We start from the raw sequence: 14,435 nt of genomic DNA, 5'->3' as shown, positions 1-14,435 counted from the left end.
TGGGCAGGAAGGGAAAGGTTCCGCATAAACGTCCACACTCATGGTCGCATGAAAATCGACTGGCAGAACGGCGGCCCGGAAAGACTAGTGGATTCCCTAGATCTTCGAGTTCCCCGCCCCGTTCGGGCGCCGGGCACGCGCACCTCCGGCCGCGGGACGCGGCCGGAGGTGACGCGGCCGTGACGACGGCCGCCGACAGGTCCCGGCCACTCGGGGGAACGCCGGCCGGCCCGCTCGGCCGGTCGCAATTGGCCCGGACGTGGCGCCCGTTGGCTCCCCGGCGATGCCGAGCGGAAACGCCCTGATTGGTAGACTCCCGCAGGCCATGGTCTCCTGCAGCCTCAGCCGGGAGATGCTCTGAGCATGCGCCGTATTCGTGGAGGAATGATCTCGGTGTTGACGATGCAAGAAGCACTGCTGGTGCTGAACAAGTACTGGACCGAACACGGGTGTCTGGTCGTTCAGCCCATGAACACCGAGGTGGGTGCGGGCACGCTCAACCCCGCTACGTTCCTGCGGGTCCAGGGACCGGAGCCGTGGCGTGTCGCATACGTGGAACCGAGCGTCCGGCCCGACGACTCACGTTACGGCGAGAACCCGAATCGGCTGCAGACCCATACGCAGTACCAGGTCATCCTCAAGCCCGAGCCCGGAAACGCGCAGGAGCTTTTCCTGGGCAGTCTGCAGGCACTGGGCATCGACACGGCCGCACATGACATTCGCTTCGTCGAGGACAACTGGGCGTCCCCGGCGCTGGGCGCCTGGGGGCTCGGCTGGGAAGTATGGCTCGATGGTCTGGAGATCACCCAGTTCACATACTTTCAGCAGGCAGGCGGCATCACCCTCGACCCGGTGTCCGTCGAGATCACCTACGGCATGGAACGCATCCTGATGGCGCTTCAGGGCGTCAATCACTTCAAGGACCTCAAGTACGCGCCGGGTGTCACCTACGGCGAGGCGTTCGGCCAGGCCGAGTACGAGATGAGCCGCTACTACCTCGACGAGGCCGACCTGGAGACCCAGCGGAGCCTTTTCGAGGCCTACGCGGGCGAGGCGCGCCGCATGCTCGACGCGCGTCTTCCCGTTCCCGCGTACTCCTTCGTCCTCAAGTGCTCGCACGCGTTCAACGTGCTCGACGCGCGGGGCGCCATCTCCACCACGGAGCGGGCACGTTCCTTCGCCCGGATGCGCGGGTTGGCCCACGAGGTCGCCGAGTTGTGGGTCGCACGGCGCGAGGAACTCGGTTTCCCTCTGGGCCGCGTGTCGAGCAGCGACTCCGCCCCGGCCGACACCGCGGTGAGCGAGGCTCCGGGCCGGGCGGCGGCCGCGGAACCCGTCGGGGCCGAGCAGGGCACGGTGACCCCGCCGGCCGAACCGGGGCCGGCCACCCTCGTGGTCGAGATCGGCGTGGAGGAGATGCCGCCGGCCGAGGTCACCCGGACCTCGCAGGCGGTGCGCACCGCGTTGACGGAGAAACTGGGCGCAACCCGGCTGGGACACGGTGAGATCAGGGTCGACGCCAGCCCCCGACGCGTGGTGGCCACCGTCCTCGGCGTGGAACCCCGCGAGGCCGACTACGAACAGACCGTGCGCGGGCCCCGGGTCTCGGCGGCGTTCGACGCGGAGGGAAACCCCACCAAGGCGGCCATCGGCTTCGCCAGGAGTAACGGCGCCGAACCGGCGGACCTCGGTCGCGTCACCGTCGGGGCCAACGAGCATGTCGCGCTCACCCGGCAGGTCGTCGGGCGCTCGGCCGAGGACGTCCTCTCCGCTCTCCTCTCGGAGGTCGTGACCGGACTTCGCTCCGAGAAGAACATGCGGTGGAACGCTCCGCGGCTCTCCTTCACCCGTCCGATCCGCTGGATCATGGCTCTGCTGGGAGAGCGGGTCGTCCCTTTCACGGTGTCCAGCCTGACGTCGGGACGTACGACGCAGGTTCACCGTGACGCGGTGCCCCCCACGGCGGAGGTGCCGACGGCCGACGGGTACCTGCCCTTTCTGAAGGAGCACGGAATCCTCGCGGACGCCGCGGAGCGGCGGCGCCTCGTGGTGGACGGCGCGGCGCGACTCGCCGAGGCCGTGGGCGGGCACATCCAGACGGAGCAGTACGGCGCGCTGATCGACGAGATCACCAACCTGGTCGAGTCCCCCACCCCGATCCTCGGGAACTTCGACCCGAAGTACCTCACGCTGCCCGCGGACATCCTCGTCACCGTCATGCGCAAGCACCAGCGCTACCTTCCCGTGGTGGACGCCGACGGCAGCATGCTGCCCCACTTCGTCGCGGTGGCCAACGGAACGTGCGACCACGACGTCGTCCGCCACGGCAACGAGGCGGTGCTGCGCGCCCGGTACGAGGACGCCTCCTTCTTCTGGAAGGCGGATCTGGAGACCCCGCTGAGCGAGATGAGAGAGAAGACGCACCTCCTCACGTTCGAGGAGCGTCTCGGCTCCATGGCGGACCGCGCCGACCGCATCTCGGCCATCGCCCGCCGGCTGGCGAAGGTCATCGGCCTGTCCGGCACGGACCACGACGTCCTGGAACGGGCCGCGGTCCTGACCAAGTTCGACCTCGGCTCCCAGATGGTCACCGAACTGTCCAGCCTCGCGGGCATCATGGCGCGCGAATACGCCGTGCGCGCGGGCGAGAGCCAGGCGGTGGCGCAGGCCCTCTACGAGAACGAACTGCCGCGTTTCGCCGGCGACGCGTTGCCCGAAACCCTGCCGGGGGCCCTGCTGGCCCTGGCGGACCGGCTCGATCTGCTGGTCGGACTCTTCGCGATCGGGGCCGAACCCACGGGCAGCTCGGATGCGTTCGGGCTGCGCCGCTCCGCGCTGGGCGTGGTCAACATCCTCCTCAGCAGGAGCGACCTGGCCGCGATCAGGCTCGGCCAGGCGCTGGCCGTCGCGGCGGAGCACCAGGCCGTCACGGTCGAGCAGAAGCATCTGGAGGACGCGGCCCAGTTCGTGCTGCGCCGCTTCGAGCAGCAGCTGATCGAGCTGGGGCACTCCACCACCGACGTCCGCGCGGTGCTGGTGCGCGGCGACTCGCCGCGGCTGGCCACGCGGACCCTGGAGGAGCTGGAAGGCCTGCAGGGTGACGACCGGTTCGCCACCGTTCTCGCGGCGTTCCAGCGGGTACGGCGCATCGTGCCGGCCGGGCTGGAGGCGGTGTACGACCCGGAGCGGCTCCATGAGCCCGCCGAGCAGGCTCTGCACGCCGCCCTGGTCAAGTGCCGGCAGGTCCTCGACGGGGAGACCTCGCTCGTCCGCTTCAACGCGGAGACGGGCGAGCTGGTCGACGCGGTGAACATCTTCTTCGACAACATCCTGGTGATGTCCGAGGACCCCGCAGTCCGGGCCAACAGGCTGGGCCTGCTCGCCGGAGTGCGCGACCTCGCGGAGGGCATCGTCGACTGGGAGTCACTGGTCTGAGAGGTCCGGCCGACCACTGACGGTTCATGAGCGGGTGCCCGTACGGGCACCCGCTCATGTGTTCCCCGGAGCCGGTCTCCCCTGCCCCGCAATCCCGGCGGCCTCACGTTGTATGCACATTTTCGAGGATGAACCGACGCGATTGATAGGCTGGTTGACAGCCGACGGCGGTCGGCTGGCCACTTCAGCGCACAGGTGATCGATCCAAGCGTGAGCCGATCCCCACGGTGAGTTCGTGACCATGGTGGTGACGACGGCGTTCGGAGTGGTCGGGCAAGGAGGGCCTGGGCGAGGTGACGGAAGAACTGCTCTTCGCCGTTCTCGGGGCGGTTCGTGCCTACCGGGGCGACGCGGAACTGCACCTCGGTCCACCCCAGCTCCGGGCCATGCTGGCGGTCCTGCTCCTGCGACCGGGGCACACCGCGTCGAAGACACAGCTGGTGGACGCGTTGTGGGGTCCCACGCCCCCCAGCAAGGCCACCACCACGATCCGCACCTACGCCTGGCAGTTGCGCAGACTCCTGGAACCGGACCGCTCCACGCCGAGCGTGCTCGTGTCGGTCGGCGACGGCTACCGCCTGGTCGTCCCCCCGTCCTCGCTCGACGTGGGGCAGGCCGAAACGCTCACTCGTGAGGCGGCGCAGGCACGTGCCTCGGGGCGGCTGGAGGAGGCGAGCGACGGGCTGGTCCGCGCACTCGACCTGTGGCAGGGAGAGACTCTGGCCGGAGTGCCCGGCCCCTTCGCCATGCGGCAGCGTGACCGGCTCGAGGAATTACGCATCGCTCTGCTGGAGGAACGTTTCGACGTCGACCTGGCCCTCGGCCGCCATCGCCAGGTCATTCCCGACCTGGCGGACCTCACGGCCGTACACCCCCTGCGCGAGCGTCCGTACGGCCTGTTGATGCGCGCGCTCTACGGGGCGGGCAGACAGGCCGACGCGCTCGCGGTGTTCAGCGGTGTCAGGAAGCTGCTGCTGGAGGAGCAGGGCATCGATCCCGGGCCTGAGCTGACCGCCGTCTACCGGCAGGTCCTGGAGAACGATCCGGCCCTCTCCATAGCGGCCGTCGAGGAACCCGCGGTGCCCGACGAACCGAAGCCGGCCGAGCCCCTCCCCGCGGCCGCCCGGGACCGGGAACCGCTGCCCGTTCCGGCACAGCTTCCGCCGCTGCTTCCCGACTTCGCCGGCCGCACCGACGCCGTCAGCGACATGCACACCCTGCTGACGACGCCCGGACGGCGAGCACCGACCGTCGTGGCGATAGCCGGGATGGGCGGCAGCGGGAAGACCTCACTGGCCCTGTTCACGGCCCACGGCGTACGGCACGCCTACCCGGACGGGCAGCTCTACGCCGATCTGCGTGGAGCGGACGACAACCCCGCCGAGCCCGCCGGCGTCCTGACGGGGTTCCTGCTGTCGCTGGGCGTCGCCGCCGAGGCCGTACCAGAGACCCTCGAAGACCGTTGCAAACTCTTCCGTTCGATGCTGGACGGCCACAGGGTGCTGATCGTCCTGGACAACGCACGTGACGCGTCGCAGGTCCTGGACCTGATGCCCGGATCGGTCGGCTGCGGAGTCATCGTCACCGGCAGGTCCCGTCTCTTCGGTCTGCCGGTCACCAAACAGCTCAGCATAGACACCTTCAGGCCCGAGGAGGCCCTCTCGCTGCTCGGCGCGGTCATCGGGCACGAACGGCTCGACGCGGAACGGGAACAGGCGCTCGAACTGCTCCGGCTGTGCGGATTCCTGCCGCTGGCCATCCGGATCGTGGCCACCAGGCTGGCGTCCCGGCCGCGGTGGGCCATCGCGACACTGACCGCCCGGCTCGCCAACGAGCAGCGACGCATCGAGGAACTGCGCGTGGGTGACGTGTCGATCCACGCGGTCTTCGAACTCGGCTACCGGCAACTGCCGCCCGAGCAGGCCCGCGCCTTCCGGCTGCTCGCCGTCCCGGGGTCCCTGGACTTCGGTCTGCCGGTGGCCGCGGCCGCACTCGCGACGGACGAGGAGACGGCGGAGGAACTGCTGGAAGCCCTGGTGGACGCCGCCATGCTGGAGTCCCCCGAACCGGGCCGCTACCGCTACCACGACCTGCTCCGCGCCTTCGCCCAGTGGGCGGAGCCGGAACACCAGGACGACACCCGGCAGGCCTTCGGCAGACTGCTCGACTACCTGCTGGCCACCGCGTGCAACGCCTTCGCGCAGGCCGTGCCCGGAGACCCGGTGGCGAACTCCCTCGGCCCGCTGCGGTCCCAGGGGCTGCACTTCGGCGACGTCCACACGGCGCGTTCCTGGATCACCGGCGAGATCGGACTGGTGACGGCGGCCGCGCTGCACACCGTCGGACGGCGGACGGAGCCCTACGACGGCCAGTTGCGGACCGCCGTCGACCTGGTCATCGCGGTCAGCCCCTTCTGCGCCGACGTCCGGTTCGAGGGGCTGCGGTCCGCCGCACTGGAGCTCGCGCGGGAGGCCGAGCTAAGGGGCGACCAACGGGTTCTGGGCCGGGCGCAGTTGCTGTGCTGCAGCATCGCCCTGCAGGCCGCCCGCCCGTCCGACACCGAGGAGCACGCGCGCCTGGCCGTCACGGCGTCGAGGAACACGAAGGACACGGTCATCCTCCGGCAGGCGCTCAACAACCTCGGTGTGGCGGTCATGTTTCTGCATCGATACGACGAGGCGGTGGAGTGCTTCGACGAGGCGATCGCACTCGCCCGTGTCCTCGGCCACAGGTCCGGCGAGGCGGCGACCACCATCAACGCCGCGCTCGCCCGCGTGCGCAGCGGCCGGGCCGCCGAGGCGATCCCGGCCTGCGAGACGACGCTGGTGACCCTGCGGTCCATGGGCGACCTTCCGGGGATCGCCTACGCGTTGTACGTGCTGGCTCTGGCGCTGCACGAACACGAGCGGTTCGACGACGCCGTCGCCCGCTACACCGAGTGCCTCGCGGTCTGCCGGTCCGCCGGCATCCGGGGGCGTGAGGCCCACGCCCTGTACCGGCTCGCCGAAACCCTCCGCAGGACAGGGCGGTACGACGAGGCGGTGCGGTACGCCACCGAGGCCGTGGCCCGGTGCGAACAGGTCGGAGCCGTACGGGACCACGCCTACGCGTTGATGGTCCTGGGCCGGGCCGAGGCCGATCGCGGCGGCGTCGACACCGCCCGTGTCCAGCTCGGCAAGGCGCACGAACTCTTCACCGGTCTCGGCCTGCCCGATGCCAACGATGTCAGCCGGATCCTCGATCATCTGCCGGGCGGCTCCGCACCGACGGACGAACCGTGACGGTACCGGTCGCCGGCCCATATCGGCACATCGCGTCACGTCACTGAAATCCCCCTCGCGATGGAGCGGGAATACCGAAAAGGCGAGGCGCACGTCGAATATACCAGGGATGGACCACGTATATTCCCCGGCGTGCGAGAGTGAGCGCCAGCGGTCGCAATATGCGCACAAAAAGCCGTGGAGCAATCAGTAATTCAGCTCCGGGGCCGCGCGGACCGAATTCGGCCCTTTCTTAGGAGGCGTTTGAATGCCCAAACCTCGCGAACAGAAGGACAACCACCTCATCTACGCCGACGCCGTGGGGTCGCGCGGTAAGTCGGGCGTGTGGTTCGGCGAGCGCGAAGACTTCAAGGCCAAGCAGGTCAGCGTGATGGACGCCGTCAAGGAGCGGATCGAGTGGGTGCCGGTCGAGGACGCCGTCATGGCGATCAGCCTTGACCCGCCCGGCATCGTTCTCATGGCGCCCAACCCGTCGCTGCCCGGCATCATCGTCCTCGCCGACGGTGCGACGTCCGAGAACACCGAGCATCTCAAGAAGCACTACACCGAGATCGTTCAGGGTGTCCTGAAGGACGCGAACATCGCGCAAGAAGACTGATCGATCCATCCTGCTGCGGTGTCATCGGCAAGCGACGGTGGCACCGCAGCGGGCTTCTCGCTGTGCGGTTCGTTCCGACGCATGGCTGGTTCCGTTTCTTTAGGAGTTCACCGTGACGAACGATGCCGATCGACTCTGGAACAAGTATTTGCTTGTCGCTCAGGGGGCGGAGGGTATTGTTTTTGATCCCGTCTCCCTGGGGAGCGCGAGTCTCACCGCCGATGAGATGAAGCGGATCCGCGACGACGAGCCCCAGATCCTGGCGGAGATGAAACAGCTGGGCTTCACTTCCGAGCCGCCGTCCGCACCTCAGCGTGATCTCATCTTCGACCGGCTCAACGGGCTGGGGATGACCGGAAAGCCGCCGCGGATCAGCGGATACCGCATCGTGGTGACCGACCGCTGCAACATGACCTGCACGTACTGCTTCGTGGACACCAACACGGGCGCCGACGACATCACCATCCCCGACCTCCGCGAAGGGCTCGAGTACCTCTTCGAGCAGAACGCCGGCCAGGAGGAGGTCACCATTCAGTGGTTCGGCGGTGAGCCGACCACCCGGTTCGACCTCATGCAGTACGGAGACGAGTACGCTCTCGAACTCGCCGAGAAGCACGGCGTGGGGCGTGTGCAGTTCACCGTCGTCACCAACGGTGTCCTGATCAAGGACCCCATGATCGAGCACTTCAAGAAGTTCAAGTACGGCGTGGGCGTCTCCTTCGACGGGGCTCCGGACGACAACAAGGTCGAGCGGTTCCTGCTGTCGGGCAAGCCCGCCGACCAGCGGATCCACCGGAACATCCAGCGGCTGATCGATGCCGGGGTGCACGTGGGCTGCAACCTCACCCCCACGCCGATCAATGTGAGCAACCTGCCGGACACCGTCGAGTACGTGCTGTCCCTCGGCATCAACTTCATCTACGTCAACACCCCCATTCCGATCTCCGGCCGCTGGCACGTCGACGGCGAGGCGCTGTGCCGCGCGGTGTTCCGTTCGCGGCTTCTGGCGCTGTCCCGCGGTGCCATGCTGTTCTCCTCGCTCGACCGCATCTATCAGGCCCTGGACACCCGCCTGCCGAAGATGTACGAGCACATCCAGCAGGACGGCGGCCTGAACGCGGCTCTGCTGTCCCGCGGGCGCATCTCCATCCTCGACCTGAACTGGCGCGACGATTCGTTCGTCTTCCCGATCAGCCGGCTTCGGGAGCAGCCTGAGCTGCTGGCGGGAGCCGCCAAGAACCTCCTGCCGGCGAAGCAGTGCGGAGAGTGCCCCGCCGCCGCCGTCTGCGGTGGTCCGTCCCGCAACGACGTCTCGCTCCGGAACAACCCCGAGCCCGATCCGCAGATGTGCGACTTCTTCCAGGTGGGTCTCGAACTCGCCCTGACCGACCACACGGGGTTGCAGTGACCGACAGCCTCGGAGCACTCCGCGGAGTGCTCGTCTCGACCGCCGACAACTGCGAAGTGAACTGCCGGTTCTGCTTCCGGGCCGATGTCGGACGCGACGTCCTGAGCCTCAGCACCTACGCCCGGGCACTGTCGCGGCTCCACGAACTCGGCGTTGACGAGCTGTGCTTGTCCGGCGGCGAGCCGACCGACCACCCGGAGTTCCGTCAACTCGTGCGCGTCGCTCTTCAGTTCGGGTTCCGCACCTCGGTGGTCACCGCCGCCAGGACCGGCCCGCGACTCGATGCCCTCGCCGGTGTCGCCGGCATGCTCAGTCACGTCACCGTCTCCGCCGACAGCCGCAGAGCGGACGAGATCGGCCGCACCGGCCGCACGATCTCCTCGACGGCGAAGGTCTTCGAGGCGTTGGGACACCGTCGGGCGAGCCTGCATGTCACCGCATACGAGCTGGACGAAGACGACCTGAAGGCCATCGTCTCGGTGGTCGAGACGGCCGATGTCCCGGTGGAGGTAAGCCCGCTGCTGCCGTCGCCGACGTTCCGTTTCGAGAATCCCCACCTCAAGCGCGACCTGGCGTTGATCGACACCTTCTTCGGCATGTCGGAGCAGCTGAGGACAGTGGTGTCGGACTACCACGAGTGGCTGCGCGGCCCGGTCGTCCGGTCCTGCCAGTCCGCGCGGCTGTACCTGTCCGCGGACGGCTTCCTGCGCCGCTGCCCCTACGACAGCTCTCAGCAGGTGTCGGTCTTCGCGACGCGGCAGGAGATCGGCGAGGCGCTCGAGCAGTCGTTCTGCGAACCACCGACCACCGGTCTGGCCTGCATGGCGATCTGCCGTTCGGAATCCCACGAAGGGTGAGTCGTCCATGAACACGATGCAGGATCAGCCGTCCGTGGTGATCGGCACCATGCGCTGCTCGGGGTCCTTCAACGGCCTGATGGTGCTGGGGCGCGACGCGGACGAGGGCCGGGAGTTCGTCGAGGGTGCGATCGCCCAGGGCTTCACCACGTTCGACACCTCGCCCGTGTATGCCCGCGGGAGAGCGGAGGAGGACCTCGGCGCGCACCTTCCCGGCGACGCGTCGGTCTGGACCAAGGTCGGGATCGACACCACCACTCCCCTGCCCACCCTGGACTACAGCCTCGAAGGAATGACCAAGTCGCTGCAGGGAAGCCTGAAGCGGCTCGGGCGGGACCGCGTCGAGGTCGCCTTCGTGCACAATCCGGAGCCGAGGCGGGTGTCGGACATCGACTTCGCCGGGTTCGCCGGGCACTGCTCACGGACGGGGCAGGCGGATCTGGTGGGCGTCAGTGTGCTGCTGCCGGACGTGAGTCTGCCGCAGATCGCCGGCAGGCTGCCCGCCGGCAGCGTGGTCATGTGCGAGGCGGACCAGCTGGATCCGCAGGACACGAACGTGACGCGCCTCCTCGCCGACTACCGTCTCGTGGTCCGCAGTCTCTTCTCGGGCGGCTCTCGGCTGCGGGCGGTACCGCCCGAGCGCAGGGCGGAGGCGATCGCCGCCAGGATCTCCGAGATCCACGAGATCTACCGCCCCGAAGCCGTGGTCATCGGCCCTCGGACCAAGGAGCAGCTGGATGACTACGAGGCGGGGCCGGCCTGGCTCGCGTCCGCTGCTCGGCACTCCGCACCCGGGCGGTCCCATGTCACTCGATGAGGCGGAGGTCGCGCAGCAGCTGCGGGTGTTCGGATTCGCCCGCCTCCGGGGGGCCGCCGCGGACACCGTGGAGGAACTGCAGCGTGCTTTCGGCCGGCTGATCGATCTGCCGGCGGACGGTACGCCGAACGAGAGAGTCACCAGGTTCGACGCCCTCAACGAGATGCCCGAGCTGGGGCTGATCTCCGGATCGGCGTGGGTGGGCGCGATCTGCGCGGCGTTCTTCGAACGCAACCACCAGGTCATCACCAGCGATGCCAACGCGCTCGTCGGCGACTCGTACTGGCACTCGGACGGTTTCTACACCACGCCGTTCCTGCGTTTCGTTCTGTACCTGGACGCCACCGCGCACGACACGGGTGCCCTGCGTTTCCTTCCCGGTTCACATCAAGCCGACAACGGCTGGCTCGGGGAACCGACCCAGCACGTCATCAGGCACGGGGAGGACCTCGGTCTCACCGGTGGCGACGTTCCGGCGGTGGTCGTCGAGTCCGAGCCCGGCGACGTCATCGTCTTCGACACGAACGTCCTGCACTCGGCATGGCACGGCGACATACGACGGCAGCTGGCGTTCAACTGTGTCGGTGACCCGGTGACCGAGACCGAGCAGCGCGACACGCGTCGCTACTTCCTCAACCGCTACGTCTCCGGATCGGTGTCAATCGGATGAGACTCACCTCTTTGTCGGTGACCGACGCCGAGGTCACCCGCTTCAGGACGTTCGGGTTCCTTCACCTGCGCGGTGTGCAGAACGACGTCGTGCCGGCCGTCGCCGACGCCTTCGAAGACGTCTTCGACAACTTCCCGCAGGTCGGCCGGCAGGGGCGGGCGGGCGTCGCCCGGATCGCCGAGCGCAGCGAGGTGCTCCAGAAGGTGCTCCTGGCCGACGACCGGTGTCCTCAGGTGGCACGTCGGCTGCTGGGCACGGATGTCGTCTACGTCGGCGGCGACGGAGTCCGCTACGACGGTGCCACCTACTGGCACCGGGACGGGAACCACCGCGCTCTGCGGCTCCTCAAGATCGTCCAGTATCTGGAGCCGCTCGACGGCGGCACCGGAGCGCTGCGGTTCATTCCCGGCACCCACCGCAGAGGCGGGAGCTGGGACTCGTTCGCCGCGGAGATGGAGAACCCGATGCGTCGCCTCGGGATGCGGCCCGAGGAGGTGCCTGCCTTCACCGTCGACTCCTCCCCCGGTGACCTCATCGCCTTCGATCCGCACTCCTACCATGCGTCGTTCGGCGGTGCCGACAAGCGGCGGCAGATCACCACGACGTATGCGGCCGTGCCGGAGTCGGCGGAAGCGCGTCAGGAGCTGACGAGCTATCTGCTCGCCGACCGATCGCTCCTGTAGCCCCTCCCCCGGTACTCCGTCAGGCTTATGAAGCGCGTGAATTGAACGGGTTGGTTTGTGATGGACAACGTAACGGCGGAGACCACGGTGCCGCAGATCCCGACGGACCGGGAAGCGGAACCGGTCAAGTGGTTCGACGAACTGCGTGAGTCGCACGGTGTGCACTGGGACGAGAGCACGAACACGTGGTACGTGACGCGATACGACGACGTGTACGACCTTCTGCCTGATCCCCGGCTCGGCGCCCAGGTGGAAACCTACTGCCCGCCCTCGCTGACGGAAGAGCAGGAGAACACCTACTGGCGGGTGACGGAGTTCATCGACCGCTGGCCCGTGTTCTCCGATCCGCCGCGGCACACCGGTATGCGGCGTCTGCTCCTGCCGCTGTTCACGCCCGCCGCCGTTCGGCAGATGGTCGCCGCGATGACGGATTCCGTCGCGGCGACGAGTCCCGCGGTGACGCCTGACAGGCTGTTCGCCGATGTCGTCAGGCCGGCTCTGGCAGCCGGCCTGAGCGACCTCCTGGACGAGGAGCCGGACGGCCTGGCACAGCTCGCGGACTGCGCCACCCGGATCCTGGCCGTAGGGCCGATCGAGACGTACGACCCCGGCATCGGGCGGCTCGCGGAAGAGGCCCTGGACGAGCTGACCGGGCTCGTCGCGCAGCGCTGCGCGGCTCCCCGGGGGGTCCTCGCCTCGGCGCTGAGCCGCGCTCTGTCCGACGGGACGCTGGATCTTCTGGACGCGACCGCGATATACGCCCAGCTGGTGAGTGGCGCGCTGGAACCCACCGCGGCGGCTGTCGCACGCCTGTTGGAGGCGTTGACCGGCCCGGAGAGCGCCGCCGTCGACCTGAAGGAAGACGTCGACGGAGCCGTGGACGAGGCGCTGCGGCTGGTCACGCCCTTCCACTTGGCCACCAGGCGCGCGCTGTCCGATCTGACCCTGCACGGTCACACCGTACGGGCCGAGTCGCGCGTGGTCCTCGTACTCGTGGCGGCCAACCGCGACCCGAGGCGGTTCGCCGACCCGGGCACCTTCCGTGCGGACAGGACCGGGGCTCGCCATGTCGCCTTCGGGCGGGGCCGGCACGCGTGTCTGGCCGCCGGACTCACGCGGCAGGTCATGAGGGAGATGATGCTGCAACTCGCGTCGACCGGCCTGTTGGAGGAGCTGCCTCGGCTGACCGCGGTGTGGAAGGGGGACTTCGGAGCGCGTTTCGCCGACGACCTCGTGGTCACGCGGGACACCTGAGGCAGGCCCCAGGGGCGCGGACCGGGCCGTCGCGGTCCTCTGTGCCGTGACGAGCGCCGGCAGGGTCGTGTGGACCGGCGACCGTCGCCCCTCGTCGGCCCGCTCCGCCGGCTCCTGAACCGCAGCGACGCGGCGGTCCGCGTTCCCGTCGATCCCCGCTTCCAGACAAGGCATCACGATGATGGTCGAACCGAACAGCCTGACAGCCCTGCGCCCGGACAGCTTTCAGCCTGATGCGGAAAGTTCGGAGGCCGGACACGCCAGAAGTTTCGAGGAGACGTGGGACTTCCTGAAACCACTGCTGCCCCGCGTCCCCGTCACGCGCGTGTACGACACCACCCCCCTGGATTACATCAGCTCCCCCGTGTGGTCGGCCGTGACCCCTCTGGCCAAAGACCTGATGGTGAGCGCGGGAAAGGGGGCGACGCCGATCGCGGCGAAGCTCAGCGCCGTCATGGAGGCGATCGAGCGCGTCTCGGCCGAGGAGATTCCGGCCCGCCGGATCGTCAGGGGTTCCTACGAGGAACTCGCTCCCGCCGCTGCGGTCGACCCGGAGGACTTCAGCCTGCCGCAGGACACGACGTACCGGCCCGACGCCGTTTTCTCCTGGACGGGGGCGTACGACCTGGCGCAGGGGGGCCATCATCTGGTGCCGACCGACCTCGTCCTCAATCCCTCCACGGAAGGCATGACGGCTCGGATCGAGACCAACGGGCTCGCCTCCGGAAATACGTATTCAGAGGCGGTCCTCCACGCGGTCGGTGAGCTTGTCGAGCGCGACGCGGTGTCGGAGGAAGCGTTCTACTCCGCTCACCACGACCCGGTTTTCTCTCCTCGTCGACCTTTGAGGGTCATATCTCCGGAGTCGGTTCCAGCCGGAACCGCGAAGGAACTCATCGACGCGCTGACCGGTCAGGGTCTGGTTGTCCGGATACAGGATCTGACCAACGTGATCGACATTCCGGTCATCCGGGTCGTCCTTTTCGACGACGGCTACTTCGGGCAGGAGGGCAAGGTGACCTGCTTCCCCGGGTACGGGGCCGACCTCCAGCCCGAACGGGCGCTGCTTCGCGCTCTCACCGAGGCGTGCCAAGGTCACGCCGGCTTCGCCACGGGTGCGCGAGAGGTGTTCGAGACCGGGCGCGCGCGGCGCAGGCCGGCCGAGTTGAAGCGGCTCGACTCTCTCTACCGGAACCCCGGCTCCCTGGCGTTCCCGCAGGCCAAGGACTGCAGCGGCAGCATCCTGCAGAACATACGCACGGTCGTCGGCCGGCTGCGGGACGCAGGACACGAAAAGTGCCTGGTGACAGAACTCAGCCGCGAGGATCTCGGCGTGCCGGTGGTTCGTGTCCTGGTTCCGGGCCTCGCGTCTCCCTACGGTGAGAGTTCGCGCACCCCTACCCTCCGCCTGCTGGAATCGGTGATCTGAGCC

Annotated in this window: 10 protein-coding genes; all 10 read left to right on the top strand. The window is 68.5% G+C overall.

Features of this window, described 5'->3' with window-relative positions:
* Positions 1-402: 402 nt before the first annotated feature.
* The 10 genes from SSP29_RS45740 (at position 403) to SSP29_RS45695 (ending at position 14,432) form a co-directional block, all read left to right on the top strand.
* Positions 403-3,435, top strand: a complete 3,033-nt coding sequence (locus SSP29_RS45740) for a glycine--tRNA ligase (protein ID WP_089106965.1) — start codon at positions 403-405, stop codon at positions 3,433-3,435.
* Positions 3,436-3,728: 293 nt separating this feature from the next.
* The gene (locus SSP29_RS45735; RefSeq protein ID WP_150136213.1) at positions 3,729-6,716 is read left to right on the top strand and encodes an AfsR/SARP family transcriptional regulator; all 2,988 of its coding nucleotides are present in this window, start codon (positions 3,729-3,731) and stop codon (positions 6,714-6,716) included.
* A 247-nt stretch (positions 6,717-6,963) separates the two neighbouring features.
* Complete coding sequence (locus SSP29_RS45730) at positions 6,964-7,314, top strand: hypothetical protein (RefSeq protein WP_075029623.1); 351 nt, start codon at positions 6,964-6,966, stop codon at positions 7,312-7,314.
* Between the two features lie 226 nt (positions 7,315-7,540).
* Entirely contained in the window at positions 7,541-8,722 is a 1,182-nt protein-coding gene (locus SSP29_RS45725) for a radical SAM protein (RefSeq protein WP_089106909.1), read from the top strand.
* Positions 8,719-9,579, top strand: coding sequence for a radical SAM protein (locus SSP29_RS45720; RefSeq protein WP_167450163.1), 861 nt, complete (start codon positions 8,719-8,721; stop codon positions 9,577-9,579). The genes SSP29_RS45725 and SSP29_RS45720 overlap by 4 nt, the downstream gene beginning before the upstream one ends.
* Before the next feature lie 7 nt (positions 9,580-9,586).
* Complete coding sequence (locus SSP29_RS45715; RefSeq protein WP_089106907.1) at positions 9,587-10,396, top strand: aldo/keto reductase family protein; 810 nt, start codon at positions 9,587-9,589, stop codon at positions 10,394-10,396.
* Positions 10,383-11,066 carry a phytanoyl-CoA dioxygenase family protein gene (locus tag SSP29_RS45710; RefSeq protein ID WP_167450162.1) on the top strand — a complete coding sequence of 228 codons (684 nt, stop codon included), beginning with the start codon at positions 10,383-10,385 and terminating at the stop codon, positions 11,064-11,066. The genes SSP29_RS45715 and SSP29_RS45710 overlap by 14 nt, the downstream gene beginning before the upstream one ends.
* Positions 11,063-11,749: a phytanoyl-CoA dioxygenase family protein gene (locus tag SSP29_RS45705; protein WP_089106905.1), complete on the top strand. Its 687-nt coding sequence runs from the start codon at positions 11,063-11,065 to the stop codon at positions 11,747-11,749. Before SSP29_RS45710 ends, SSP29_RS45705 begins: the two co-directional genes overlap by 4 nt.
* A gap of 60 nt (positions 11,750-11,809) precedes the next feature.
* Positions 11,810-13,003, top strand: coding sequence for a cytochrome P450 (locus SSP29_RS45700; RefSeq protein WP_089106904.1), 1,194 nt, complete (start codon positions 11,810-11,812; stop codon positions 13,001-13,003).
* A 178-nt stretch (positions 13,004-13,181) separates the two neighbouring features.
* The gene (locus SSP29_RS45695; protein WP_089106903.1) at positions 13,182-14,432 is read left to right on the top strand and encodes a YcaO-like family protein; all 1,251 of its coding nucleotides are present in this window, start codon (positions 13,182-13,184) and stop codon (positions 14,430-14,432) included.
* Positions 14,433-14,435: the final 3 nt, after the last annotated feature.

It is taken from the genome of Streptomyces hyaluromycini, assembly GCF_002217755.1.
GTDB classification, from domain to species: domain Bacteria; phylum Actinomycetota; class Actinomycetes; order Streptomycetales; family Streptomycetaceae; genus Streptomyces; species Streptomyces hyaluromycini.
This window is presented reverse-complemented; position numbering and strand designations above follow the sequence as displayed.